Annotated in this window: 27 protein-coding genes and 1 pseudogene; 8 read left to right on the plus strand and 20 right to left on the minus strand. The window is 73.2% G+C overall.

Going from position 1 to position 24,746, the window contains the following annotated elements:
- Positions 1 to 37: 37 nt before the first annotated feature.
- From VGE38_RS17525 to VGE38_RS01715, 3 genes and pseudogenes are all read right to left on the minus strand, one after another.
- Positions 38 to 163, minus strand: a pseudogene (locus tag VGE38_RS17525) (SDR family oxidoreductase); the annotation flags it as partial.
- A 153-nt stretch (positions 164 to 316) separates the two neighbouring features.
- The gene (locus VGE38_RS01710; protein ID WP_331140799.1) at positions 317 to 2,014 is read right to left on the minus strand and encodes an alpha-amylase family protein; all 1,698 of its coding nucleotides are present in this window, start codon (positions 2,012 to 2,014) and stop codon (positions 317 to 319) included.
- Positions 2,014 to 2,976: a TIGR03885 family FMN-dependent LLM class oxidoreductase gene (locus VGE38_RS01715; protein WP_331140800.1), complete on the minus strand. Its 963-nt coding sequence runs from the start codon at positions 2,974 to 2,976 to the stop codon at positions 2,014 to 2,016. The genes VGE38_RS01710 and VGE38_RS01715 overlap by 1 nt, the downstream gene beginning before the upstream one ends.
- A gap of 182 nt (positions 2,977 to 3,158) precedes the next feature.
- Here VGE38_RS01715 and VGE38_RS01720 point away from each other — a divergent pair, with 182 nt between their 5' ends.
- The 3 genes from VGE38_RS01720 (at position 3,159) to VGE38_RS01730 (ending at position 6,003) form a co-directional block, all read left to right on the plus strand.
- Positions 3,159 to 4,718 (plus strand): methyl-accepting chemotaxis protein, encoded by a 1,560-nt coding sequence (locus VGE38_RS01720; protein ID WP_331140921.1) that lies wholly within the window; start codon positions 3,159 to 3,161, stop codon positions 4,716 to 4,718.
- Positions 4,719 to 4,830: 112 nt separating this feature from the next.
- On the plus strand, positions 4,831 to 5,298 hold the full coding sequence (locus VGE38_RS01725) for an SRPBCC family protein (protein ID WP_331140801.1): 468 nt from the start codon (positions 4,831 to 4,833) through the stop codon (positions 5,296 to 5,298).
- A gap of 159 nt (positions 5,299 to 5,457) precedes the next feature.
- Positions 5,458 to 6,003 (plus strand): hemerythrin domain-containing protein, encoded by a 546-nt coding sequence (locus tag VGE38_RS01730; protein WP_331140802.1) that lies wholly within the window; start codon positions 5,458 to 5,460, stop codon positions 6,001 to 6,003.
- 3 nt (positions 6,004 to 6,006) lie between these two features.
- On the opposite strand, the gene VGE38_RS01735 is transcribed toward VGE38_RS01730, so the two are convergent.
- Complete coding sequence (locus VGE38_RS01735) at positions 6,007 to 6,585, minus strand: AMP-binding protein (protein ID WP_331140803.1); 579 nt, start codon at positions 6,583 to 6,585, stop codon at positions 6,007 to 6,009.
- A 162-nt stretch (positions 6,586 to 6,747) separates the two neighbouring features.
- On the opposite strand from VGE38_RS01735, the gene VGE38_RS01740 reads away from it, so the two are divergent.
- Complete coding sequence (locus VGE38_RS01740) at positions 6,748 to 7,380, plus strand: TetR/AcrR family transcriptional regulator (protein ID WP_331140804.1); 633 nt, start codon at positions 6,748 to 6,750, stop codon at positions 7,378 to 7,380.
- Between the two features lie 8 nt (positions 7,381 to 7,388).
- Here the strand turns inward: VGE38_RS01740 and VGE38_RS01745 are convergent, their stop codons facing one another.
- From VGE38_RS01745 to VGE38_RS01780, 8 genes are all read right to left on the minus strand, one after another.
- Positions 7,389 to 7,595 carry an Rv3202a family protein gene (locus tag VGE38_RS01745; RefSeq protein ID WP_331140805.1) on the minus strand — a complete coding sequence of 69 codons (207 nt, stop codon included), beginning with the start codon at positions 7,593 to 7,595 and terminating at the stop codon, positions 7,389 to 7,391.
- Positions 7,596 to 7,686: 91 nt separating this feature from the next.
- The gene (locus VGE38_RS01750; RefSeq protein ID WP_331140806.1) at positions 7,687 to 9,282 is read right to left on the minus strand and encodes a phytoene desaturase family protein; all 1,596 of its coding nucleotides are present in this window, start codon (positions 9,280 to 9,282) and stop codon (positions 7,687 to 7,689) included.
- Between the two features lie 6 nt (positions 9,283 to 9,288).
- Positions 9,289 to 9,720: an SRPBCC family protein gene (locus tag VGE38_RS01755; RefSeq protein ID WP_331140807.1), complete on the minus strand. Its 432-nt coding sequence runs from the start codon at positions 9,718 to 9,720 to the stop codon at positions 9,289 to 9,291.
- Between the two features lie 88 nt (positions 9,721 to 9,808).
- Positions 9,809 to 10,381 (minus strand): ATP/GTP-binding protein, encoded by a 573-nt coding sequence (locus VGE38_RS01760; protein WP_331140808.1) that lies wholly within the window; start codon positions 10,379 to 10,381, stop codon positions 9,809 to 9,811.
- A gap of 43 nt (positions 10,382 to 10,424) precedes the next feature.
- Positions 10,425 to 10,778, minus strand: coding sequence for a DUF742 domain-containing protein (locus VGE38_RS01765; RefSeq protein ID WP_331140809.1), 354 nt, complete (start codon positions 10,776 to 10,778; stop codon positions 10,425 to 10,427).
- Between the two features lie 47 nt (positions 10,779 to 10,825).
- Positions 10,826 to 11,230: a roadblock/LC7 domain-containing protein gene (locus VGE38_RS01770; protein ID WP_331140810.1), complete on the minus strand. Its 405-nt coding sequence runs from the start codon at positions 11,228 to 11,230 to the stop codon at positions 10,826 to 10,828.
- Positions 11,227 to 14,010, minus strand: a complete 2,784-nt coding sequence (locus VGE38_RS01775; protein WP_331140811.1) for a sensor histidine kinase — start codon at positions 14,008 to 14,010, stop codon at positions 11,227 to 11,229. The genes VGE38_RS01770 and VGE38_RS01775 overlap by 4 nt, the downstream gene beginning before the upstream one ends.
- Positions 14,011 to 14,205: 195 nt before the next feature.
- A complete protein-coding gene (locus VGE38_RS01780; RefSeq protein ID WP_331140812.1) occupies positions 14,206 to 14,904 on the minus strand; it encodes a matrixin family metalloprotease in 699 nt (232 codons plus the stop codon).
- Positions 14,905 to 14,989: 85 nt separating this feature from the next.
- Here VGE38_RS01780 and VGE38_RS01785 point away from each other — a divergent pair, with 85 nt between their 5' ends.
- Positions 14,990 to 15,394 carry a ChaB family protein gene (locus VGE38_RS01785; RefSeq protein ID WP_331140813.1) on the plus strand — a complete coding sequence of 135 codons (405 nt, stop codon included), beginning with the start codon at positions 14,990 to 14,992 and terminating at the stop codon, positions 15,392 to 15,394.
- A 49-nt stretch (positions 15,395 to 15,443) separates the two neighbouring features.
- Positions 15,444 to 15,932: a hypothetical protein gene (locus tag VGE38_RS01790; protein WP_331140814.1), complete on the plus strand. Its 489-nt coding sequence runs from the start codon at positions 15,444 to 15,446 to the stop codon at positions 15,930 to 15,932.
- Between the two features lie 35 nt (positions 15,933 to 15,967).
- Here the strand turns inward: VGE38_RS01790 and VGE38_RS01795 are convergent, their stop codons facing one another.
- The 3 genes from VGE38_RS01795 to VGE38_RS01805 form a co-directional block, all read right to left on the minus strand.
- Positions 15,968 to 16,285, minus strand: coding sequence for a hypothetical protein (locus VGE38_RS01795; protein WP_331140815.1), 318 nt, complete (start codon positions 16,283 to 16,285; stop codon positions 15,968 to 15,970).
- 165 nt (positions 16,286 to 16,450) lie between these two features.
- The gene (purU, locus tag VGE38_RS01800) at positions 16,451 to 17,308 is read right to left on the minus strand and encodes a formyltetrahydrofolate deformylase (protein WP_331140816.1); all 858 of its coding nucleotides are present in this window, start codon (positions 17,306 to 17,308) and stop codon (positions 16,451 to 16,453) included.
- 1 nt (position 17,309) lies between these two features.
- A complete protein-coding gene (locus VGE38_RS01805) occupies positions 17,310 to 17,705 on the minus strand; it encodes an FAD synthase family protein (RefSeq protein ID WP_331140817.1) in 396 nt (131 codons plus the stop codon).
- Positions 17,706 to 17,838: 133 nt separating this feature from the next.
- On the opposite strand from VGE38_RS01805, the gene VGE38_RS01810 reads away from it, so the two are divergent.
- Together VGE38_RS01810 and VGE38_RS01815 are read left to right on the plus strand one after the other, a co-directional pair.
- Positions 17,839 to 19,092: a DUF445 domain-containing protein gene (locus tag VGE38_RS01810; protein ID WP_331140818.1), complete on the plus strand. Its 1,254-nt coding sequence runs from the start codon at positions 17,839 to 17,841 to the stop codon at positions 19,090 to 19,092.
- Positions 19,093 to 19,196: 104 nt separating this feature from the next.
- Positions 19,197 to 19,409, plus strand: coding sequence for an RNA-binding S4 domain-containing protein (locus VGE38_RS01815; RefSeq protein WP_414690888.1), 213 nt, complete (start codon positions 19,197 to 19,199; stop codon positions 19,407 to 19,409).
- A 153-nt stretch (positions 19,410 to 19,562) separates the two neighbouring features.
- On the opposite strand, the gene VGE38_RS01820 is transcribed toward VGE38_RS01815, so the two are convergent.
- The 5 genes from VGE38_RS01820 to VGE38_RS01840 all read right to left on the minus strand — a co-directional run bounded on the left by VGE38_RS01820 (position 19,563) and on the right by VGE38_RS01840 (position 24,700).
- Positions 19,563 to 19,934: an FKBP-type peptidyl-prolyl cis-trans isomerase gene (locus VGE38_RS01820; protein WP_331140819.1), complete on the minus strand. Its 372-nt coding sequence runs from the start codon at positions 19,932 to 19,934 to the stop codon at positions 19,563 to 19,565.
- 31 nt (positions 19,935 to 19,965) lie between these two features.
- Complete coding sequence (locus tag VGE38_RS01825; RefSeq protein WP_331140820.1) at positions 19,966 to 22,491, minus strand: DUF4153 domain-containing protein; 2,526 nt, start codon at positions 22,489 to 22,491, stop codon at positions 19,966 to 19,968.
- Positions 22,488 to 23,213, minus strand: coding sequence for a response regulator transcription factor (locus VGE38_RS01830; RefSeq protein WP_331140821.1), 726 nt, complete (start codon positions 23,211 to 23,213; stop codon positions 22,488 to 22,490). The genes VGE38_RS01825 and VGE38_RS01830 overlap by 4 nt, the downstream gene beginning before the upstream one ends.
- Positions 23,214 to 23,293: 80 nt before the next feature.
- Positions 23,294 to 23,725 carry a CBS domain-containing protein gene (locus VGE38_RS01835; protein ID WP_331140822.1) on the minus strand — a complete coding sequence of 144 codons (432 nt, stop codon included), beginning with the start codon at positions 23,723 to 23,725 and terminating at the stop codon, positions 23,294 to 23,296.
- Positions 23,726 to 23,842: 117 nt separating this feature from the next.
- Positions 23,843 to 24,700, minus strand: a complete 858-nt coding sequence (locus VGE38_RS01840; RefSeq protein ID WP_331140923.1) for an inositol monophosphatase family protein — start codon at positions 24,698 to 24,700, stop codon at positions 23,843 to 23,845.
- Between the last annotated feature and the right edge of the window lie 46 nt (positions 24,701 to 24,746).

Genomic DNA, 24,746 nt, shown 5'->3' on the forward strand with positions numbered 1-24,746 from the left:
CAAGCGGCCCGAGGTCCAGCAGACCGCCCGGGGCGCCTCAGAGTATGGGGCGCCCACCCGTGACCGCGACCCGGGCGCCGGAGATGTAGCTGCCCTCGTCGGAAGCGAGTAGCACGTAGACCGGAGCCAGCTCGACCGGCTGGCCGGCGCGACCCAGCGGGTGTCGGACCCGGACTCCGGACCCATGCCACCCCGCAGCCCTGCCACCCCGCCATCCAAGAGGTCACCGTGACTCTTCGCAGGTCGAGTGACCCCCCGCAAGGGTCACTCGACCTGCCAGGGGTCACGGTGACCTTTTGGGCAGCGGCCGCAGGTGTCACGGTGACCGTTCGGTCGAGCGGTGGACGCGGAACCAGCGGTGGTCGTAGCCGGCCAGCGCCAGCTCGAAGGCGCCCGAGGACACCGGGACGGAGTCGAAGGCGAAGAGGTCTTCGAGCCACACGCGGTCGGCGCCGTCGAGATCGTCGGGCTCGAGGCGGACGGTGGTGGTCACCGGCTCCGCGGAGAGGTTGTGGACCGCCACGATCGACGCGCCGTCCCAGCGGCATCGGTGCGCCAGCACCTGGGCGGCGGGCTGCTGCAGCACGCAGAACTCGCCCCAGCCCAGCTCGGGGCACTCGCGGTAGGTCTGGATCAGCTCGCGCATGAAGTGCCACAGCGAGTCGGGATCGCGCCGCTGGTCGGCGACGTTGACGTGTTCGGGGCCGTACCCGCCCGGCACGACCCGCTGCACCAGCTTGCGCGGTGGAGCGGTGGAGAAGCCGCCGTTGGGCCCGGGCTCCCACTGCATCGGTGTCCGCACCGCCATCCGGCCCTCGGCCTCGAGGTCCTCGCCCATGCCGATCTCCTCGCCGTAGTACAGCGTCGGGGTGCCGGGCAGGCTGAACAGCAGGCTGTAGACCATCCGGACCCGCCGTGGGTCGCCGTCGAGCATCGGCGGCAGCCGGCGCTTGAGCCCGCGGCCGAAGATCTGCATCTCCGGCTCCGGGCCGAACGCCGCGAACACCTCCTGCCGCTCCTCCTCGCTCAGCTTGTCGAGGATGAGCTCGTCGTGGTTGCGCACGAACGTCGCCCACTGGCAGTCGGGGTGGATGGCCGGCCGGGCCTGCAGCGCCTTCATCACGGGCGCGGCGTCCTGGCGGGCGAGCGAGAGGTAGAGCGCCTCCATCCCGATGAAGTCGAACATCATCGACAGCTCGTCGCCACCGCCTCCCGACGCGCCGTCGCCGCCGAAGTAGGCCTGCTGCTCGGCGTGGGGCAGGTTCACCTCGCCCAGGAGGATCGCGTCGCCGCGTCGCCGGCCGAGGAACGCGCGCAGCGCCTTCAGGTAGGCGTGCGGGTCACCCGGTACGTCGTCGGAGGCCGTGTCGAGGTCGGCGATGAGGAACGGCACGGCGTCGACACGGAAGCCTGCCAGCCCGAGCTGCAGCCAGAACCCGATCGACTTCGCGATCTGGTCGCGCACCGCGGGGTTGGCGAAGTTCAGGTCGGGCTGGTGGCTGTAGAAGTGGTGGAGGTACCACTCGCCGCTGCGCTCGTCGAGCGCCCAGATGCTGTCCTCCTTGTCGGGGAAGACCACCTTGTCGGCGGTGTCCGGCGGTGGGTCGGTGCGCCAGACGTAGTAGTCGCGGAACGGGCTGTCCTTGGAGCGCCGGGCCGCCTTGAACCACGGGTGCTGGTCGGAGGTGTGGTTGACGACCAGGTCCGCGATCACCCGGATGCCGCGGTCGCCGGCCGCCCGGACCAGCTCGACCAGGTCACCGTGCGTGCCGAGGCGGCTGTCGACGCCGAACAGGTCGGTGACGTCGTACCCGTCGTCGCGGTCGGGCGTCGGGTAGAACGGCATCAGCCACAGGCAGGTGATCCCCAGCTCCGCGAGGTAGTCGATCCGCTCGGTCAGCCCGGCCAGGTCGCCGATGCCGTCGCCGTCGGAGTCGCGGAAGGTCTCGACGTCGACGCAGTAGATGACCGCGTTCTTCCACCACAGGTCGCCGGTGCTCACGTGCCTGGCCATCACGCCTCCTTCAGCTGGGGGAGGACGTGCTCCCCGAACGTGTCCAGGAACCGCTCCTGCGACTGGCCGACGTGGTGCAGGTACACCTCGTCGAAGCCGGCCGCGGCGTACGCCGCCAGCCGGTCGCGGTGCCAGCCCAGGTCGGCGGAGATGTCGACGACGGTGCGCACCTGCTCGACGGTGACGCGCTCGCCGACGACGTCGAACCCCTCGGCGGTCTCGGTGTCCCAGCAGACGGGCTCGGGGAAGACGTTGGTGCGCCACTGCTCGTGCGCGGTCGCCGCCGCCTCCGCCTCGGTGGGCGCCCACGAGAGGTGGACCTGGAGGGCGAGCGGCCCACGGCCGCCGGCGTCGCGGTACGCCGCCACGTGGTCGGCCAGCTTCTCCGGCGCCTGGTTGACGGTCACCATGCCGTCGGCCCACGCCGCGACGCGCGCCGCGCTCGCCAGCGACACCGCCGGCCCGATCAGCCGGGGCGGCGGGTCGGGCACCTCCCAGAGCCGGGCGCGGTCGACGGTGACGCGGCCGTCGTGGCTGACCTCCTCACCGGCCAGCAGCCGCCGGATGACGTCGACGCACTCCTCGAGCCTGCGGGTGCGGACCTCCTTGCGCGGCCAGCGCTCGCCGGTGATGTGCTCGTTGCTGGCCTCGCCGCTCCCCAGCGCGGCCCAGAACCGGCCCGGGAACATCGAGCCCAGCGTCGCGATCTTCTGCGCCAGCACGGCCGGGTGGTAGCGCTGCCCGGGCGCCGTGACGACACCGAACGTCAGGTCGGTGGTGGCCAGCGCCGCGCCCAGCCAGGACCAGGCGTACGCCGCGTGGCCCTGCCGGCGGCTCCACGGCGAGAAGTGGTCGGAGCACATCGCCATCTCGAAGCCCGCCTGCTCGGCCCGGCGTACGTCGGCCAGCAGCTGGGCGGGCGCGATCTGCTCATGACTGGCGTGGAACCCGAACCGCGTCATGCGGTCAGGTAACCGACTCGCCGCCCGGTGACGCGCTCCGGCCCGGCGGTGTCGCCGTTCACTCGGTTTCCTCACCCGGTCCCGGCTGCGGCCGATGAGCCTGCCAGCTGATCGGGCGGTCCCATGAACTTCTGAGCCCCTGGGGGTACGACATCAACGGCTTCTCCTGGCGTGACCTGTCCATCGGCGCCAAGCTCGGCGCCCTGACGGGCGCCTCGGCACTCGGCATGCTCCTCATCGGCGGCGTCGGCATCCAGACGCTCCAGGACGTCTCCGGCAAGACGGAGGAGATGACCCGGATCAGCTCCATCGCGCTCGACTGGTCGGCCGCGGACATGGCGCACGACGCCATCCGCGGCGACATGCTGGCGGCGCTGCTGGCCACCACCGACGCGGAGGTGGAGGCAGCGGCGGCGAGCCTCGCGGACAACGAGGCGAGCATGGCGAGCAGCATCGAGGCGGTGGGCACGCTCGGGCTGACCGGTGACCCGGCTCGCGACTACCGGTCCGCGGTCACGGCGGTCGACGGCTACGTCGCCGCCGCCGAGGCGCTGGTCGCGTCGGCGCAGGAGTCCCACGGCGCCGCGATGAAGCGGTTCCCGGCGTTCCAGGAGGCCTTCGAGGCGGCCGAGGAGGCGCTGCCCCACGTGACCGAGCGCCTCGACCAGATGGTGGCCGACCGCGACCAGGCCATCCGGGACGGGCGCACCCGCGCCGTCTGGATGATCACCGTCGCAGCGCTTCTGGCGGTGCTCCTGGTGGCCGCCCTCGCGTGGGCGGTGCGCCGCGCGGTCGTCGTACCGCTCCGCTCGGTCTCGGCCGCCCTCGGCGCCATGGCCGGTGGCGACCTCACGGTCGCCGCCGACGTCACCTCGGGCGACGAGGTCGGCCAGATGGCCGCCGCCCTGGCCCAGGCCCAGGAGGGCGTACGCCGGGCCGTGGTCGCGCTCGAGAACGGCGCCAACTCGGTCAGCGGCTCCTCGCGCGCCCTGTCGGAGTCCACGACCAGCATCAACGCCGCGGTGCAGGACGTCTCGGCGCAGTCCGGTGCGGTCGCCACGGCGAGCGGTCAGATCACCGCCAGCCTGCAGACCGTCTCCGCCGGCAGCGAGCAGATGGGCGCCTCCGTGCTCGAGATCGCCCGCAACGCCACCGGCGCCGCCCAGGTCGCCGACTCCGCCGTCGGCAAGGCGGCCGAGACGCAGCGCGCGATGCAGGCGCTGTCCGCCGCGTCCCTGGAGATCGGCAAGGTCGTCGACACCATCACCTCGATCGCCGAGCAGACGAACCTGCTGGCACTCAACGCGACCATCGAGGCGGCCCGTGCGGGCGACATGGGCAAGGGCTTCGCGGTCGTGGCGGGCGAGGTCAAGGAGCTCGCTCAGGAGACCGCCTCCGCCACGGCCGACGTCACCCAGCGGGTGGCCGACATCCAGGCCCGCGCCCAGCAGGTCGACGCCGCCATCGCGGAGATCGGCGGCGTCATCGGCCAGATCAGCGACTTCCAGACCACGATCGCCAGCGCGGTCGAGGAGCAGAGCGCGACGATCGCCGAGATCAACGCCAGCCTCAGCCAGGCGGCGCAGGGCTCCCAGGAGGTCGCCTCCGGCGTGGAGCAGGTCGCCGGCGCGGCCCGCCAGACCGGCAGCGACGTCGCCGAGGGCGAACGCGCCGCGCGGGCCCTCGCCGATCTCGGCGAGGAGCTGCAGCGGCTGGTCGGGCAGTTCCGGGTCTCCGCGTAGGCGTCGTCCGGCTCTCGGCGGTGGTTCGACGGATTCGCCGCCGTCGGGATGCACGTTCTGCTCGCCGGTCGGGTACCCGGTACTCGAACCGACGAGAGGAGAACACCCCGAGATGAGCACCATCGAGAAGTCCCTCACGGTCGACGTACCGGTCCGTGCCGCGTACGACCAGTGGACCCAGTTCGAATCGTTCCCGCAGTTCATGGAAGGCGTGGAGGAGGTCCGTCAGCTCGACGACCGGCGCCTGCACTGGAAGGCCGAGATCGCCGGTGTGAAGCGGGAGTGGGACGCCGAGATCGTCGACCAGACGCCCGACCAGCGGATCACCTGGCGGGCGACCGACGGCACCAAGAACGTCGGCACGGTCTCCTTCGCTCCCGAGCCGATGGGCGGGGCCACGAAGGTCACGCTGCGCATGGAGTTCGAGCCCGAAGGCATCGTCGAGAAGGTCGGCGACGTCCTCAACGTGGTCGAGCGCCGGGTCGAGGGCGACCTGACGCGCTTCAAGGAGTTCATCGAGGCGCGCGGCACCGAGACCGGCGCGTGGCGAGGCGAGGTCAAGCCGGGGGACATCGGCTGAGCCGACCGCCAGCTCCACAGGGCGAGACCCGAGGACGAGGGCCCGGACCGGCAGGTCCGGGCCCTCGCCGTACCACCGGCGTGCCAGGGGCCCATCACCGGCGCATCACGAGCGCAGCACGAGCGCATCAGGAGCCCGGTGTCGGGGAACCGCAGGCCCATGACGAGCATCGACGTCGGCCGCCCCGTCTCCGGGGACGTCATCGACCTGATCATCGAGGACCACCAGCTGTTCGAGCGGCTGCTGCGGCAGCTGCGCGACACGACCCAGGACCGCGACGCGGTGCGTCGCGCCTTCGCGGCCGTGCTGATCGCGCACGGGGAGGCCGAGGAGGAGCTCGTCTATCCCGTGCTGCGGCGCAAGGCCGCGGACATCGGCGAGCACGAGGTCGAGCACGGTCACGAGGAGCACGCCGAGGGCAACGAGGCGCTGCTGAAGGTGCTCGAGCTCAAGGGCACCGACACCCAGGCCTTCACCGACGCGGTCGAGGAGCTCAGCAACCTGGTCGCGCACCACATCGCCGAGGAGGAGCTCACCATCCTCAGCCCGGCCCGCGAGGAGGTCGGCGAGCGGGTACGCCGCGACCTGGGGGAGCGGTTCGCGGCACGGCGCAACGAGCTGATCGACCAGGACTGCGGCTCGGTGGACAACGTCCGGCGCATCGTCGCCGACGCGGCCGCCGCAGGGTTACTCGACGAGGAGTGAGCCTCAGAGCGCGGCGTGCCGCGACAGCTCGGGCGAGGTGAGCAGCGCCAGGTCGGCGCCGGTCAGGGTCACCTCCGACTCCGTCGTCGTGGCCGGTCGCAGCACCATCGCGACGTCGTCGTCGTTGGTGCGGTCCACGGAGTACTCGATGCCGGCGTACAGGAACTCGCCCCAGCTCATCGCCCACGGGTGGGCGGCGTCGAGGCAGACCGCCGTGGTGTCGCCGAGCTGGTCGCGGACCTCGTCGACCCGGTCGGCGAACGCGGCGGTGAACAGCAGGATCCGGCACTCCAGCGCCGCCAGGAGGTCGTGGTTGAGCGCCGCGCCGGGCTCGAGGTGGACCGGGCACCACACCGCGCCGGCCCGGCTGATGCCGAACACCGCCGCACTGGCCAGGGGCTCGTCGGCGGAGAGGGTCGCGACCCGGTCGCCCACGCCGACGCCCTGGGCGGCCAGCGCGCCGGCCACCCAGCGACTCAGCCCCTGCACCTCGGCGTACCCCAGCGTCTCCGCACCGCTGGCGAGGCACGGGGCCGTGGGGTCGAAAGAGGCGCCGAGGTCGAGGTAGTCCACAAGTCGCATGCGACAGACTCCTTAGCGGTACGACGTGTCTGCCAGCGTGTGCCATTTTTTGACACTCGTCAAGCGAATCGCGCGAACCCGGCGAACCTCTGCGTTCGCCTGCCGGGAGGCTCCGGCCGGGCCTAGGCTGCGACCGCTAGTCTCCCCAGCCGAGGAGTGCTCGTGTCCCCTTCTGTCGCACCCGAGCCGGAGGGCATGCCCCGGCACGACGACCGCCGGCGGGCGCTCGCGGAGTCCGCGCTCCGCACACTGGGTGAGCTCGGCTACGCCCGTGCGTCGCTGCGGGAGATCGCTCAGAACTCCGAGTTCAGCCACGGCGTCGTCCACTACTACTTCCGGGACAAGCTCGACCTGATCGTCTACTGCGCGCAGTACTACGAGTCGATGTGCGCGGACCGCTATGACGACCTGGTCGACGGGGCGACCAGCGCCGAGGGGCTGTGTGACGACTTCGCGTCCCGGCTGGCGGAGAGCATCGCCCAGGACGCGTCGGTGCACCGGCTGTGGTACGACCTGCGCTCCCAGAGCATGTTCGAGGACCCGCTGCGTGAGGCCGTCTACGGCGTCGACCGCACCCTCGAGGGTGTGGTGTGGCGGGTGCTCACGGCGTACGCCGAGCTCCAGGGCCGATCGGTGGCCGTGACGCCGCGGACGGCCTACGGCCTGCTCGACGGGCTGTTCCAGCAGGCGCTGCTCGCCCATCTCGCCGGCCAGGATGACGCGCTCGAACGGCTCGCCCGGCAGGTCCGCGGTCTGCTGCCGCAACTGCTGCTGGTCGACCAGGACGAGGGCTGAGCCGCCCGTCACTCCTGGTCCTGCTCGCCGGCGTGCGGGTAGTCGTCGTCCGCGGCCGTCACCGTCGCGCCCTGCTCGAGGGCGTCGGCCTCGTCGGCCTCCCCGGCGTCGATCGCGGGCGTGGGCTCGGGGGCGTCGGCGGGGTCGACGGGCTGGCTCTGCTCGGCGACGTCCGCCTCGTTGGCCTCCGTGCCGAGATCCATCGGGTCGCTCATGGCCTCCTCCTCCGGTGACGACCGCCCGTGGTGGGCGGCTCGATACGCCGGGGTACCCCGCCGGGCCGACGCCGATGCCGGTGCCGGCGACTCACTCGTGCCGTTGCCGCCTGACGTGCACCAGCCGGCGCGCCCTCCGGTGCGCGATGGCGGCGCGGGCGGCGTTGTGCCCGGGTGCTCCGTGCACGCCGCCGCCGGGATGGGCCGACGCCGACCCCAGGTACAGACCACGCACGGGCGTCTCCGCCCGGCCCAGCCCCGGGACCGGCCGGAGCACCAGCTGCTGCCGCGGCCGCGCGGTGCCGCCGTTGAGGGCACCGCCGATCAGGTTCGCGTCGCGGCGCTCGAGCTCGTGGGGACCCAGTACGCGGCGGGCGAGCACGCGGGACCCGAAGCCCGGCGCGAGCGCCTCGAACCGCGCTTGGATCCGGTCGGCCAGACGCTCGGCGCGGGCGTCGTCCCACGGCCCGGTGATGCCCTCGCCGCCGGCATCCTCGCGGGGGAGGTGCGGCACGTGGGTGTAGGCCCACAGGGACTCGGTCCCCGCCGGGGAGCGGGTCGGGTCCGCCGTCGTCATCTGGCCCGAGAGCAGGAACGGCGCCGACGGCACCACTCCGGCGGCGACCTGGCCCAGCGCCTCGGAGAGCTGCTCGAGCGAGTCCGCGACGTGTACCGTGCCGGGGGCGTACGGCGGCTCCGACTGCCACGGCACCGGCCCGTCCAGCGCCCAGTCGACCTTGATCGTCGCCGGGTCGAGCTCGAAGCGCCGCATGCCCGCACGCACCCGCCACGGCAGGTGCTCGGGGTCGACCAGCCGTCCGTAGAGCGCCGGCGCGCTGGTGTCGGCGACGACCGCGTGGCGCGCCTCGATCCGCTCGCCGTCGGCGAGCCGCACGCCTCGGACCCGTCCCTCGCCGACCTCGATCCGCGTCACCTCCGCGCCGCAGCGGATCTCGCCGCCCAGGCTCGTCGCACGCCGCGCCATCGCCCCGGTGAGCTCCCCGGCCCCGCCCCGAGGCACCGGGAACCCCACCGTCTGGCCCAGCAGGCACAGCATCAGCGCCATCAGTCCGGAGCCGACGCCGTCGAGGGGGATGTCCGCGTGGCCGGCGTTGCCGGCCAGCAGCAGTCGAGGCGCGTCCCCGCCGAAGCGGCGCCGGCCCAGCTCGGTCACCGGTGAGACGAGGTCGCGGACGAGCTCCCGCGCCCGGGGGAGCCGGGCGAGGCCCGCGACGAGGGGCCGCACCGGCGGGAACGGCGTCAGCAGTCCCGCCACCACCTGGTCGCCGATCCGGTCCCACTGCTCGCACAGCGCCAGCCAGGCGTCACCGTCACCGGCGTACTCGTCCTCCAGCAGGGCGGCCGTGACCGTGCGGTCGCGGTGCAGCATCGCCCAACGTCCGTCGGGCAGGGCGTGGCCCAGCGCGGCAGGCGCGTGCTCCCAGACGAGCCCGTGCTGCTCGAGGTTCAGCGAGCCGATCGGCGCGGAGGCCGCCGCGAGCGGGTAGAACGCGCTGAAGGTGTCGTGGACGAATCCCGGGTGCACCTCGGTGTCGCTGCGCACGGCGCCGCCGACCTCGGGCTGGGCCTCGAGGACCAGCACCGACCACCCCGCGTCGAGCAGGTGGTTGGCCGCGACCAGCCCGTTGGGGCCGGCTCCCACCACGATGGCGTCGTACCCGGTCACCGGACCTCAGCGCCCCTCGGCGACGAGCGCCAGCCTCCGCAGGGTCTCGACGTTGCGCCACTTGAGGAGGACGCCGCGGAGAGGGCGGGGAATGAGGCTCCCGGGACCCCGGACGATCTGCTCCTCGATCCGGACCCGGCTGCCGTCGCCGGCCTCCTCGACGACGAGCCGGACGGCCGCCTCACCGAACGGCCAGGCCCGGGCCCGCAGCGCCAGCAGCGTGCCCGGCACCGTCTCGGTGACCTCGGTGTAGTCGTCGATCAGCACCGGCCACACACCGACCGAGTGGTGCAGCCGGGCACCCTTCTCGGGCCAGCCGGCATCGACCTGTCGCATGCGGCTCGCGCCGACCACCCACACCGGGTAGAGCCAGCCGTCGGCCAGGACGTCCCAGACCTTGGCAGCGGGGACGCCGACGTCGCGGACGTTGGTGATCATGCCGAGCGGTACCCGCCAGCCGCCCGCCGTACCCGCCCGTCACCGGCCGCGTCGTGGCTCGTGCGGCGCCTCGTGCAACGCCCATGCGTCAGCCCACCGTCCGCAGCGCCCGCAGGGCGTACTCGACCAGCACGATCAGCGTCTCCTTGGTGGAGCTGCGGTCGCGGGCGTCGCAGGTGACGACGGGCACGTCGGCCCGCAGGGCGAGCGCCTCGCGGACCTGGGCGAGGGTGTGGCGCCGGTCGTCGTTGAAGACGTTGTGCGCGACCACGAACGGGATCTCGCGGGCCTCGAAGTAGTCGATCGCCGCGAAGCAGTCGGCGAGCCGACGGGTGTCGACGAGCACGACGGCTCCGATCGCGCCGTGGGTGAGGTCGTCCCACATGAACCAGAACCGGTCCTGTCCCGGGGTGCCGAACAGGTACAGGATCAGGTCCTCGTCCAGCGAGACCCGACCGAAGTCCATGGCGACCGTGGTGGTGGTCTTGTCCGGCACCGCGGAGAGGTCGTCGACGCCGGCGGTCGCCGAGGTCATGACGGCCTCGGTGGTCAGCGGCGCGATCTCGGACACCGATCCCACGAAGGTGGTCTTGCCGACGCCGAAGCCGCCGGCGACGACGATCTTCGCCGACAGCGTGGCCTGGCGGGCGTCGGCGATCACTGCATCTCCTGTGGGTCGAGCCGGGCGTGGGTCATCACGGCCGTCACAGCGAGCGGAGGCCGCCGAGCACGCGCTCGAGGAGCCGGGCGTCGGGGCGGGCCGTGGTGACGTGGGTGTGGACCTGCACCAGGCCCCGGTCGGCGAGGTCGGCCAGCAGCACCCGTACGACGCCCAGCGGCACCCCGACGCGGGCGGCGATCTCGGCCACCGACTGGCTCGTGTCGAGGCAGAGATCGATCATTGCCCGCTCCTCGGGGCTGCGGCCGGCGTCGGCGCCGACACCGGGCGCGGCGGTGACCAGCGCCTCGATCGGGTAGTCGCGCGACGGCCTGGTCCGGCCCCGGGTCAGCGCGTACGGGCGGACCAGCGGTGGGCTGTCGTCGGATCGGCGGCTCATGGGGTCCTCCTGTCGCTGCTCGCCGGCATCGTGGATCGCATGACGCATCAGGCCCTGACGTCCTCGGCGGTGCGGCGCTCGGGAGTGAGCGCCGTGGCGACCCGTGCGATGAGGAGCTGCATCTCGTAGCCGACCTGCCCCAGGTCGCAGTCGGCGCTCGCGAGCGCAGCGAGGGTGGAGCCCTCGCCCACCGACATCAGCACCAGGTAGCCCTGCTCCATCTCGACGACCATCTGGTGCACCGGTCCCGCCGCGAAGCAGCGAGCCGCGCCCTGGGTGAGGCTCGTGAGGCCGGCGGCGATGGCGGCGAGCTGGTCGGCGCGGTCTTGGGGGAACTGGGCGGACCGTGCCATCGGCATGCCGTCGGCCGAGACCAGGATGACGTGGGCGATGTCGGGGGTCTGGCGCGCGAGGCTGTCGACGAGCCAGTCGAGGTTGGCGGCGATGGTCATCGGTGGTCCTCCTCCGCGGGCGTGGCGCTGCCCGGCTCGGTGAGGCGGGCGCGTTCGACGCCGCGCTGGAAGCCGCTCAGGCTGCGGTTGCGTCGGGGGTCCCGCAGCTGGGTGGGCGGGGGAGCCGGCAGGTCCTCGGTCTCCGCCGACCCGGGGATCAGGTTGCGCCCCGGCACCCGCATCGGCAGCCCGTCGGCGGTGCGGGGGGCGTGCTCCTCGACGGTCGCGGTCAGCTCGGCGGCGCGCCGCCAGCCGTCGTCACCGGGCGAGGCCCACTCCGGCACGTCGGGGTCGACCGGCGGCTCGGCCGGCCCCTGGAGCTGCGTCGGCTGGACCCGGGCCTCGCGACGTGGGCTGAACCACTCCGACTGCAGTCGCGCAAAGATCGGCGAGACGTCGTCGTCCTGCTCCTCCGCGTACGGCGCGTCCAGCACGTCCTCGCGCAGCTCCGGCTCCCGCAGGGGCTCGGGCTGGGGCTCCGGCTGGGGCTCCGGCTCGGGCTGGGCCTCGAGATGCGCCTCGGGCTCGACCTCGCGCTCGACCTCGAGCGCGACCTCGGGCTGGTGCTCCTGGGGCGCGGGGAACGGCACGACGTTCGGGATGCGGCTGGGCAGACCGCTGGCCGTGGCCGGCCCGGCTGCCGACGTGGGAGCGGGACGACCGCGGGCGAGGAAGCTGCTGAGCAGCTCCTCGGGCTCCTGCCCCGGCCCACCGGGACCGAACCAGCTCGTCTGCTCCGGGGCCGGCGCGGGCGCGGGAACGCGCACGGACGGACTCGGAGGCACAGGTGCGTGAGTCGACCGCTGAGTGGGCCCGTGAGTGGGCCCGGGAGTCGGCCCGGGAGTCGGCCGGGGAGGTGGCGCGGCCGCGTGCGCGGCCGGCTCGGCGAGCGCGGCGCTCGGCACGCCGACCCGCGCGACGATGCCGCTCGGCTCGTGGCTGTGCAGCTCGACGCTCAGGCCGCTGCGGGCGGCCAGACGCGAGGTGACCACCAGGCCCATCATCCGCGCGACGTCGGCGTCGAGGCCGTCGGTGCGCCGCAGCTTCTCGTTGGCCGCCGCCAGTTCCTCGGGCGTCATGCCGATGCCCTGGTCGATGACCTCGACGACCAGGTCGGCGGTGGGCCCGTCCTGACGGGTCCGCACCACCACGGGAGTGCCGGGCGGGGAGAAGTTGGTCGCGTTCTCGACCAGCTCGGCCAGCAGGTGCACCAGGTCGTTGGCGACCTGAGCCCGCATCGGCCGGTCCTCGGTCGACTCGATCTCGACCCGGTCGTACTGCTCGACCGCGGAGGCGGCCGCCCGCAGCACGTCGAGCACTGGTACGTCGATCCGGTTGGCGTGCCCCTCGCCACCGGCCAGGATCATCAGGCTCTCGCCGGTACGCCGCATCCGCGTGGCGAGGTGGTCGAGGCGGAACAGGCTCGCGAGACGCTCGGGGTCCTGCTCGGCGGCCTCCAGCTCGTCGATGAGCCGCAGCTGCCGGTCGACCAGGCCCTGGTTGCGGCGGGCGAGGTTGACGAACATCCGGTTCACCGTCGCCCGGACCTGCGCCTGCTCGGCTGCGAGCCGGACCGCCTCGGCGTGGACGGCGTCGAACGCTCCGGCCACCTCGCCGATCTCGTCGCCGTTGCCAATGGCCAGCGGCGCCACCGACACGTCGATGTCCGCGACGTCGGCGCCGTCGGTGCGCCCGATGTCGCGGACCCGGTGGGGGAGGGCGTCGTTCGCTACGTCGAGGGCGGCCAGGCGCAGCTGGCGCAGCGGCCGGATGATCGAGCGCGCCACCACCAGCGCGCCGGTCAGCGCCAGCAGCAGCATGAGCAGGAGCACGGTCGAGCTGGCCACGGCGTCGTTGCGGGCCGACTCCCGCGCCTCGCCGACCTGCGCCGACAGGTCGTCCGCGGCGCCGACGATCACCTCGGCGAGCGAGGCGAGGAACGCGGCGGTGGTCTGCTGCCAGGCGGTCCGGTCGAGGTCGAGGCCGTCGGGGTCGCGGGTCGCGACGAGCTGGTCGACGAGTGCCTGGACCCGGCTGCCACCCTCGTCGAGGATCTGCTCGAAGCGCGCCCGGGTGGCAGGGTCGGTCTGCTCCGCGAACTGCGTGGTGGCCAGCTCCCACTCCGTCATCGCGCGGGCGAGCACGAGGTGGTCGTAGTCGCCGATGGCGTCGTCCTCGATCGCCTTCGCGACCAGGGCGCGCTCGACGGCGATCGCCTCGGCGGCCGGGCGCACCCGCCCGAGGGCCGACGCCGCACGCAGCAGCGTCTCGTCGCCCAGGGCCGGCAGCCGGCCGGCGATCCCGAGCAGGAGGTTCAGGGTGTTGGTGTACTCCGTCTGGGCGAGCAGCCGGCTGCTCGGGGTGGCCAGCGACTTCCGCAGGTGGGGGAGCCTGTCGAGGGCGTCGGTGACGGTCGCGAGGTCCTGCTGCAGCGGCGCGTTGGCCGAGCTGTCGACGCCGGCGGCCCGAGCCCGCCACGACGCGACCGCCGCGTCCGTCGTGGCGCGCACCTGCGCCAGCTGCTGGGGCGGCAGGCCGGCAGCGGACCCGGCGTCGCGCTCGACCTGGAGCTGCAGGGCGAGCCGGAAGCCGGTCGGGAGGGTGGTCGCGAGGCTCTCCGTCCGTGCCAGCTCGCTGCTGCGCTCGACGGCGTCATAGGTGCGCAGGCCGCCGAGCGCCAGCGCTGCGGCGGTAGGGACGAGCAGGACCGCGATGAGCCGGGGTCGGATGCCCCGCCAGGGCCTGGTCTTGCGTCGTACCGCACCCTCGTTGGTTGGCATCGCCATGCTTCCTCGTCTCCGACGCCCGGACCGCACCGAGAGCGACCTCGGATGCTGGGCATCCGCTGTCCGTGCCGTGTCGGCCGACGTCGCTGCACCCCCGGATGTGTGCAGCTTCACGCCGATCGTGCCAGCCGTGGAGCGGGCTCGGGCAGGGGCGAGCAAAAAATCGGGACCTTCGTCCCGGTGGCGTTCCTAGGAGCGCGGCGCGCAGCCGGCGGCCGCTCCGACCCGGGTCAGGCCGGCCCGGTCGCCGGCGCCCCATCGGGTTCGGCCGCGGTTGTGGGGGCTCATGATCTGCTCGGCGTCGTCGACGTGCGCCAGCCCCACGGCGTGGCCGACCTCGTGCATGAGCAGGGACTGGTACGCCGCGACGCGACCCCGCGCCGGCGGCCGCCAGGTGCGGTCGAGGACCACGGCGCCGCGGACGTAGATCCCGTCGACGGCGACGGCGCCGCCGTACCCGATCGCCGGGCCCGCCAGCGCCGGCACGCGGCCCGGCGTGCTCCACGCCAGCGCGATGCCGTTGCTCGGCAGCTGTGCCGTGGTGTCGCCGCCGGCGTACGGCACCAGCCGGGTGCGGCCCTCGTAGACGAACCGGAGCCCGCTCGCCGCGGCGGTGCGCGCGAACGCGGTGTGCACGAGCCTCAGCGCCCGCCGGCCGAGGGCGCGGGGTGCGCCGGCGGGGTTGTACCAGTAGGGGATCGGCTGACAGGCGTCCCAGTGCGCGGGGCGACCGGCGTCGGTGAGCAGGAAGCTGAACGACGAGGCACGTCCGGCTCCTCGGCCGGCCACGGCCGGAGGTGCCAGCAACGTCAGCACGGCGCCCAGCACCAGCACCGGCACCAGGGCGGCGGTGACGGTGATGGAGCGGTGTCCGAGACGGGACGTCACAACGGTGGCATCGGCACCCGGGCGGGCGAGCTGAGGGGTCGGGGTGGGTACCGGATGAACCCACCCGCGACCGCGAGGAGGCATCATGCCCGGCAAGGACGAGCTCCCGTCGACCGTCGAGCGCTCGCCGAAGAAGGCGCAGCGCACCTGGATCAAGGCCCACGACGCCGCCGTCGAGGAGTACGGCGAGGGCGAGCGGGCGCATCGCACGGCCTTCAGTGCGCTCAAGCACGGGTTCGAGAAGGTCGGCGACCACTGGGAGGCCAAGGACCACAAGGGCCCCTCCGACGCCCAGGCCGAGAAGGGTGGTTCCCGGGCTCGCAAGGGCGGCCGCACGGCCGGTGGGGTCGACGCGAACGCCACCAAGGCCCACCTGATGGACCTCGCCCGCCGGCTCGACGTCCGGGGCCGTTCGACGATGTCCAAGGACGAGCTCGTCGAGGCTATCGGCAAGGCCAACGACCGCGAGACCCGCAAGGCCCGCGACTGAGTTCCGCCGATTGGCTTCAGTGAGCCAGCTCACGCCCGATGGGACAGGTGTGAGCACCTACTCCACCGACCTGCTGGACCGCGCGCCCGAGACCTTCCGGACGCGGTACGAGGCTCGCATGGCCGACCGTCTCGCGCGGTGGGCCGAGGCCTGGTCGGGCCTGGACTGGCACCACCCGCACCCGGAGGACGGGCTGGTCGATGCGCACTGTGCCGCGTGGCACGAGGCGCGCGAGGCCGCTCGGCGCAGCGACCCCACCTGGGAGCCGTCGCTGCTCGACGAGGCGCTGCTCGAGGTCCTGCTGCTCGGCGCCACCATGCCGCGCTGGGAGGAGCACCTGCTGTGGGGCGACCTGCACGTCGCGCTCTACCGACAGAGCAGCCACGCCCGGCGCGCCGGCGACGCCGCCTCGCCGACGCCGCTCGGCGTCCTGCTCCACCACTCGCTGCGCATCGGCCTGCCCAAGACGATCGACCGGGTGGTCAAGCGCGCCCAGGAGGCCGCCGAGAGCCTGGGGGAGCGGATCTCCGGCGCCTGACGGTGCCCCCGGTCACTGCCCGGTCACTGGTCCGGTCACTGGTCCGGCGACGGTGCCTCCGGCAGGCTGTCCCTGATCCGGCGCAGCGCGGCGGTGGTCGCCAGCAGGTCGCAGATGCGGGCCAGATCCCGGCGGGCCGGCTCCGGGATCTCGGGGCACAGGTCGGCCAGGAGCAGCAGCGCCGCGCCGCGGGCCGCCCTGCCGGGGTGGCCACCCGGGAGGTCGGGGGCGAGCTGCACCGCCTCGAGGCAGACATCGACGGCGAGATCGCGCAGGTCGCTGCGGTCCGGCGGCACCAGCGCCGTGGAGACCCGCAGCAGCCTGACCGAGGCATCGGTGCGGTCGCTGCTCATGGGACACCCCCCTTCCCGTCGTACCGCGGAACGAGCCGGCTGTGCCGGGCGTTACGCGGACACCTGACGTTCTCAACCTCCCCGCCGCGTGGCGGCGGTCGGTGAGGTCAGGTACCCCGAATTGGGGGTGGCGACCAGGTGGGCGGCCCGGGGTCGGGGGCCGGCTCAGCGGAAGACGACGGTCTTGTGGCCGTTGGGCAGGATCCGGTGCTGGGCGTGCCAGCCGACCGCGCGGGAGAGCACCTGGGCCTCCACGTCGCGACCGGCGCGGACGATGTCCTGCACGGTCGCGCGGTGGTCGACGCGCAGCACGTCCTGCTCGATGATCGGGCCCTCGTCGAGGTCGCCGGTGACGTAGTGGGCGGTCGCGCCCACCAGCTTCACGCCCCGGTCGAAGGCCTGGTGGTAGGGCTTGGCGCCCTTGAAGCTCGGCAGGAACGAGTGGTGGATGTTGATCGCCCGCCCGGCGAGCCGCTGGCACAGGTCGTCGGAGAGGATCTGCATGTAGCGGGCCAGCACCACCAGCTCGACGTCGAGCTCCTCGACCAGCTGCATCAGCCGTGCCTCGCCCTCCGCCTTCGTGTCAGCCGTGACCGGGACGTGGTGGAAGTCGATGCCGTAGGAGCGCACGAGCGGCTCCAGGTCCCGGTGGTTGGAGACCACCGCCGGAATCTCGACCTGCAGGGCGCCGGACTGCCACCGGAACAGCAGGTCGTTGAGGCAGTGACCCTCCTTCGACACCATCAGCAGCGTGCGGCAGGGTGCCTGCGCCTCGACGAGGCTCCAGTGCATGCCGTAGCGCGGGGCGAGGTCGCCGAAGTCGGCGCGCAGCCGCTCCAGCGTCACGGCGGCGTCGAGCACCTCGAAGTGGATGCGGAGGAAGAACCGGCCGGTCAGCGCGTCGCCGTACTGCTGGCTGTCGAGGATGTTGCCCGCCCGCTCGACCAGGAACCCCGAGACGGCGTGCACGAGGCCGGGGCCGTCGGGGCAGTCGACGATGAGGACGTAGTCGGGGGCGCCCATGTCAGCCGTTCGCGATCTTCTCGATGAGCGCGGTCGTGGAGATGGCGGGGGTGCGGGGCAGGTAGACCACCTCGCACAGGTCCTTCATCTCGTCGAACCGGCCCGCCCAGTCGTCGCCCATGACCAGTACGTCGGCGCCGAACTGCTCGATGTAGTGGCGCTTGAGCTCCAGGCTCTCCTCGAGGAACACCTCGTCGACCGCCTCGAGCGCCCCGACGATCGCCATCCGCTCCCGCTCGCTGAAGACCGGCTCGCGGTCCTTCTTCACCTTGTTGAGGGCGTCCGCGGAGACGCCGACGACGAGGCGGTCGCCGTACGACGCGGCCCGCTCGATGATGCGCAGGTGCCCGACGTGGAACACGTCGAACGTCCCGAAGGTGATCACGGTGCGAGCCATGGCTGGGGATTCTTCCACGACGCGTGGACCCGCCCGAATTCAGGCAGCAGGCACAATCGCCACCATGACGACCACTGCGCCGCCGCCCGGCCCGTCATCGGGCCCGTCAATGGGCCCGTCATTGGGACCGTCAATGGGAATGGTCGCCGGTGACCCGACCGCCGACGCCGGCCGGCGCCAGGCGCTGCGCCGGATGCGCACGCTGGCGGTGTCGCTGCTGGTGCTCGCGGCGGTGGTGTACGTCGCGACGCTGGGTCGTGACGGTGGCTGGGGGTTCGTCAACGCCGCTGCCGAGGCGTCGATGGTCGGCGCCATCGCGGACTGGTTCGCGGTCACCGCGCTGTTCAAGCACCCGCTCGGCCTCCCGATCCCGCACACCGCCCTGATCCCGAAGCGCAAGGACGACCTGGGCCGTGGCCTGGAGGAGTTCGTGGGCGAGAACTTCCTGCAGGAGGCGATCATCCGCGACCGGGTCCTCAACGCCCAGCTCTCGGCGCGGGTCGCGGCCTGGCTCTCGGAGGAGGACAACGCGCGCCGGGTCGTCGACGAGGTGGCCGAGGTCGCCGCCCTCGGTTTGGCGCGGATCCGCGACGAGCACGTGCAGAGCCTGGTGGAGGAGGCGCTGTTCCCCCGGTTCCGCGAGGAGCCGATCGCCCCGCTGCTCGGGGGGCTCCTCGGCGAGGCGCTCAAGGAGGATCTCCACCACGGGCTGGTGGACCTGGCGCTCGTGGAGCTGCACGGCTGGCTGGTCGACCACCCCGACACGGTGACCGAGGTGTTGGAGGAGCGCGCCCCGTGGTGGTCGCCGCCGGCGATCAACGAGCGCGTCACCGCGCGCATCCACGTCGAGCTGGTGCGCTGGGTGGCCGACATCCGCGACGACCCCGAGCACCGGGCCCGGGCGGCGTTCGACTCGATGCTGGTGCAGCTGGCCCGCAACCTGCTCGAGGACCCGCCGACCCAGGCCCGCGCAGAGCGGCTCAAGGAGCGGTTGCTGGACCACCCGCAGCTGCTCGCCTCCAGCGTGTCGCTGTGGAACGCCCTGCGCCGGGTGTTGACGGTCTCGCTCCAGGACCCCCAGGGAGCGGTGCGCGCCCGACTGCTCACCGAGCTGACGGCGTTCGCCGGCCGGCTCGCCGAGGACCCGCAGCTGCGGCGGCGGCTCGACGGCCTGGCCGCGGACGCCGCGGTGTTCGTGGTGGACCGGTACGGCGCCGAGGTCACCGCTGTCATCACCCACACCATCGAGCGGTGGGACGGCCGGGAGGCCGCGCGGCGCATCGAGCTGCACGTGGGCCGGGACCTGCAGTTCATTCGGATCAACGGCACGATCGTCGGCGGCCTGGTGGGGCTGCTGATCCACGCGGTCTCGGTGGTGCTTCACTGATGGGTGTGTTCGGTCGCAAGCGCAAGCCCGCAGAGCCGGTGGAGCCGGTGGAGCCCGACGAGCCCGCCGGTCCGGTGCCCGAGGACGTGCCGATCCGCGAGGACATGATCCGGCTGGGGCAGTTCCTCAAGCTCGCCAACCTGGTCGAGCACGGGGCGCAGGCCAAGGAGGTGATCGCCGCCGGAGAGGTGCTCGTCAACGGCGAGGTCGACACCCGCCGCGGCCGTCAGCTCCACGTCGGCGACGTCGTACAGCTCGGCGGCCAGGCCGCCCGGGTGGTCGACGAGGCGTCGTACCAGGACGACCTGCCGTGGTGACGCGGGCGCGCGCCTGACGGTCGCCGCAACGGTCGCCAAACTGTCACCGTGACACTTCGAACTGTCACCGTGACAGTTTGCCGCGACAGTGACCTTTCAAAGTGTCACGGTCGCCGCAAGGTGTCACGGTGACAGTTTGCGAGCGTCGGCGACTCAGCTGACCGCGAGCAGGTCGACCACGAAGATCAGCGTCTCGCCCGGCTTGATGACGCCGCCGGCGCCGCGGTCGCCGTACCCCAGGTGCGGCGGGATGACGAGCTGCCGGCGGCCGCCGACCTTCATGCCCTGGACGCCGGTGTCCCAGCCGGAGATGACCTGGCCCACGCCCAGGCGGAAGCGCAGCGGCTCGCCGCGGTTGTACGACGCGTCGAACTCCTCCCCGGTGGAGTGCGCGACGCCGACGTAGTGCACGCTCACGGTGCTGCCGGCGGTCGCCTCGGCACCGTCGCCCTCGGTGATGTCGGTGATCACCAGGTCGGCGGGCGGCTCGGGGTCGAAGAAGTCGATCTCAGGCTTCTGGCTCATTGCGCCAGCCTATCCGGCGCCCGTCGGCGCGCTACTCGACCGAGCGGCAGGCCTGGACGAGGACCGGCCCCGGCAGATGCTCGGCGGCCCGGGCCCGGCCGAGGTTCCACTCCAGCCAGTCGTCATCGGGCGCCGCACGGCCGACCAGCGCGCAGACCCGGGCGGCGCCGCCGTGGTCCGCGAAGGTCGGGACGGCGTCGTCGGAGAGGTTCTGCAGGTAGTACCAGTCGATCCGGCCGGTCTCGTCGTACCGCTCCAGGTTGTGCCGCGCGATCCACGCATCGGGGTTGACCAGCGCCAGGCCGAGCAGTGCCACCGCACCGCTGACCAGGCCGAAGCGCGCCAGCCACCGGGCGCTCAACGAGAGGCCGGCGGCCATCACGGCGAGCACGAGGAGACCCAGCCAGCCCTCGAAGACGTCGACGAGCAGCCGCAGCCGGGTGAAGCCGTAGGCCTCCTGGTAGACGTGCATCCGGTACAGCGCCGAGCCCACCACCACCAGGGTCTGGACGCAGAGCAGCCCGAGCGCGACGCGCAGCCACACCCGATCGCCCGGCGTGGCGCGCGGCGCCTTGCGGGCGGCCGCCCAGATGACCAGCAGCGTCAGGGCGGTGGCCAGGGTGAGCTGTCCGAAGCCCTGGTGGACGTAGTCGGCGTAGGTGAGCCCCGTCGTGCGCCGCAGGTAGTCGTGCCCGCCGAAGATCACCGTCGCCTGCGCGGCGAGGAAGCCGGCGAAGACGGCATCGATGACGAGCACGGGCGCGAGCCACTCGTAGCGACGACGGACCGGCCGCGGCGTGCTGCCGTCGCGGCTCAGGACAGGCGGGTTGAGGCCGAGGTACGCCGCCGCGAGGACGGTGCCGGCGACGGCGACCGTGACGAAGGCCCGCAGCACGAACGTGTCGATCGTCAGATCCGGGACCAGCGTGTCGACCCACTCGGCGAGCAGGGCGTCGGCGGAGGCGAGCAGCAGGCCGAAGACGAGCAGGCCGAGCCCGGAGAGGGCGACCGTGCGCAGCACCGCGGCTCCGTCGCCCAGCCAGCGGGCACGTCCGAGCGCCTGCTCCAGCGTGCGTCCCAGCCACGGCAGGCCCCGCAGTCCGGCGAGCGGCCAGGACACACCGGCGAGCAGGAACGCCGGCAGGGTGCGACCCCGCGTCACGCCGACGACGCAGACGGCGGCGCCGGCGAGCACGCACAGGACGGCGATCCACTCCGCGTCCCGGACCGTCGTCATGGCGGCGAGCGCCGCGCAGAGTCCGGCGCAGGTGAGGGTGAACGGGTCGCGACGGTCCCTCGCGGCGCCCAGCACCACGCCGCCGGCGGCGAGCAGTACCAGGAACCAGCCGAGGCCGAGATCGCGGAACGGCAGCACGATCCCGGCGAGCAGCCCGGCGGCCAGGGCGAGTCCGGCCACGATCGGCCGGGCCGGAGCGCGGTCGGGCCAGAACGAGCCGAACAGGTCCGTCGTCACCGCACGGGGCGGCACCGGGCTGCTCTCGGCGGGCAGCGCGGGCGCGGAGATCGCGACCTCCGGGGTCGTGGTCGGCGCGCGGTCGGGCGGCGACAGGGGCAGCTCGACCCGGACCCGGGCGCCGGCCTCGGAGCCGCTCTCGGGGTCGACGAAGGCGATCGAACCGCCGTGCAGCTCGGTGACCCAGCGGGCGATGGCCAGGCCGAGCCCGGTGCCGCCACCCCCGTCGGTGGCGGTGAGGGTGCCGAACGGCTCGAACACCCGCTCGCGGTCGGCCGGCGCGACACCCGGTCCCTGGTCGTGTACCTCCAGCAGGTAGCGGTCGCCGGCCGCCCACGCACGGACGAGGACGGTGCCGCCGGACGGGCTGTGCCGCGAGGCGTTGTCGAGCAGGTTGGCCACGAGCTGTCGCAGTCGGGCCGGGTCCGCGTGGACGACCAGGTCGGCGGGGATGTCGACGTCGTACCGCACCTCGCGGCCCAGGGCGCCCGCCTCCGCCACGGCCTCGGCCAGCAGCGGCGCGAGCGGCACCGGCTCGGACGACAACGGCGCCTTGCCGGCGTCGACCCGCGCCAGGTCGAGGAGGTCGGCGACCAGGCTGCTGAGCCGCTCGGCCTGACCCAGCGCGGTCTCGAGGGCGCGGGGGTCCCCGACGCCGTCGACGGCGTTCTCGAGTACGGCGGACAGGGCGGCCAGCGGCGTTCTCAGCTCGTGGCTGACGTTGGCGACCAGCTCCCGACGCTGCCGGTCCACCGAGGCCAGGTCGCGGGCCATCGTGTTGAAGGCGCGAGCCAGGTCGCCCACCTCGTCGTGTGAGGTCGCGGTGACGCGGACGGCGTAGTCGCCGGTCGCCATCCGCCGCGCGGCAGCGGTCATCTCCCGCAGCGGTGACGTCATGCCGACGGCGAGCAGCTGCGTGACGGCCAGCGCGAGCAGGATCGTGACGGGCACGCTCAGCCACGGGGGTACGCCGCCGGCCCGGCCCAGCGTGGCCACGGCCGCCGCGACGGTCGCGCTCGCCGCCACCAGCAGGCCGAGCTTGACCTTGAGCGACGTGACGCCCGCCAGCGGCTGTCGGCTCACCGGTCGGCCCCCGTCTCGAGCGCGTAGCCGACCCCGTGGGCGGTCCGGATCCGGTCCGAGCCGACCTTGGCACGCAGTCCCTTCACGTGGCTGTCGACCGTGCGGGTCCCGGAGCCGCCGGGCCAGCCCCACACCTCGGCCAGCAGTCGCTCGCGGGTCACGACCGTGCCCGGCTCCGCGGCCAGGCAGACCAGCAGGTCGAACTCCGTCGGTGTCAGTCGCACCTCGTCCCCGTCGGCCCACACCCGTCGCGCGGCCGCGTCGACCCGCAGTCCGTTCAGCTCGACCGGCTGGGGCCGCTGCGGGCCGGCGAGTTCGTGCAGCTCGGCGGCCCGCTCGACGCGGCGCAGCAGGGCACCGACCCGGGCGACCAGCTCGCGCATCCGGAACGGCTTGGTGAGGTAGTCGTCGGCGCCGACGCCCAGGCCCACCAGCACGTCGGCCTCGTCGGCGCGGGCGGTCAGCATCAGCACCGGCACCGGGCGCTCGGTTTGGATCCGGCGACACACCTCGAGGCCGTCGTACCCGGGCAGCATGACGTCGAGCACGACGACGTCGGGGGAGTGCTCGGCGTGGGCCGCGACCGCGCCCGGCCCGTCCCAGGCCTGGACCACGTCGTAGCGCTCGGCACGCAGCCGGTCGGCGACCGCCTGGTTGATGAGCGGCTCGTCCTCGACGACCAGGACGGTCCGCCGCGGCGGTGTGCCGGTGTCAGGGCTCATGCTCGAAGGCTACGAGCGGGACCGGTCGGACGGCGTGCGGAAGACGTGGAGGTTGTGTGCAGATCCGGGCGGAGCCGATCTCACGCCTGGTGGAGGTAGTGGTCCAGCTGGTCGCGCTCGAAGGTGAGTTCGTCGATGCGGTGCTTGACGAGGTCGCCGATGCTGATGATGCCGACCAGGGTCGTGTCGTCGACGACCGGCACGTGCCGGATCCGGTGCTCGGTCATCACCGCCATCACGCCGTCGACGGTGTCGTCCTCGGTGCAGGTGGTGACCGCGCGGGTCATGATCCCGGCGACGGGATGCTCGAGAGCGGACGGGTCGGCCTCGAGCCGGCGGACCACGTCGCGCTCGCTGACGATGCCCTCCACCGCCGCGCCGTCACCGCTGACGATGCAGGCGCCGATGTTGTGCTCGGCCAGGACGGCCAGCAGCTCGCGGACCGCGGCGTCGGGCCGGATCGTCACGACGTCGCGGATCGGCTTGCGGGCCAGGATCGCTCCGATACGCATGCTGAGAAGGTAGACCCCTGCGACGGCCGCCGAACAGCCCCGGGCACCTGACATTTCCGACCGCGACACGCCGAGGAACGGTCGGCACGGTCAGGTGCGCGGCAACAGGGCCGGAGGTCAGTGTCCCCGCAAGCGGGTGACCGAGCCGGGGCCGCTGGTGGGCCAGTCGGGGTCGCCGTCGTCGTCGGGGGAGGCGCCGAGGAAGCCCAGCGCCGCGTCGTGCAGGTGGCTGTTGCTGGCCAGCGCGTTGCCGCCCCACGGCCCCGGGGTGCCGTCCAGCGCGGTGAAGGTGCCGCCGGCCTCGGTGACGATCGGGACCAGCGCGGCCATGTCGTAGGTCTCCAGCTCGGGCTCGGCCGCCAGGTCGACGGCCCCCTCGGCGAGCAGCATGTAGGACCAGAAGTCGCCGTACCCGCGGGTGCGCCAGCAGCGCCGCATCAGCGCCAGGAAGTCCTCCAGCCGGCCGCGCTCCTCCCAGCCGTGGAGGGAGGAGTAGGCGAGCGAGGCGTCCTCGAGGCGGCGTACGTCGGACACCTGGTTGCGCGTCGCCTTCATCAGCGACTTGCCCGTCCACGAGCCCTGCCCCTGAGCGGCCCACCAGCGGCGGCCGAGCTGCGGTGCGGAGACGACCGACATCACGACCTCGTCCTCGACGGCGAGCGCGATGAGCGTTGCCCACACGGGCACGCCGCGCACGAAGTTCTTGGTGCCGTCGATCGGGTCGATGATCCAGCGGCGCGCGGCGCTGCCGCTCACGCCCTGCTCTTCGCCGGTGACCGCGTCGCGGGAACGGGCCCGGGAGAGGGTCCGGCGGATCGCCTCCTCGACGGCCTCGTCGGCGTCGCTGACCGGGGTCAGGTCGGGCTTGGTCATCACGTGGAGGTCGAGCGCCTTGAAGCGCGCCGAGCTCAACGAGTCCGCATCGTCGGCGAGCAGATGCGCGAGGCGGAGGTCGTCGGTGTAGTCCGGAGACACGCTGGTCACGCGCTCACCCTAATCTCACCGAGGTGCGCGACGATGT

Origin of the sequence: Nocardioides sp. (assembly GCF_036405735.1) — a bacterium.
Taxonomy (GTDB): Bacteria; Actinomycetota; Actinomycetes; order Propionibacteriales; family Nocardioidaceae; genus Nocardioides.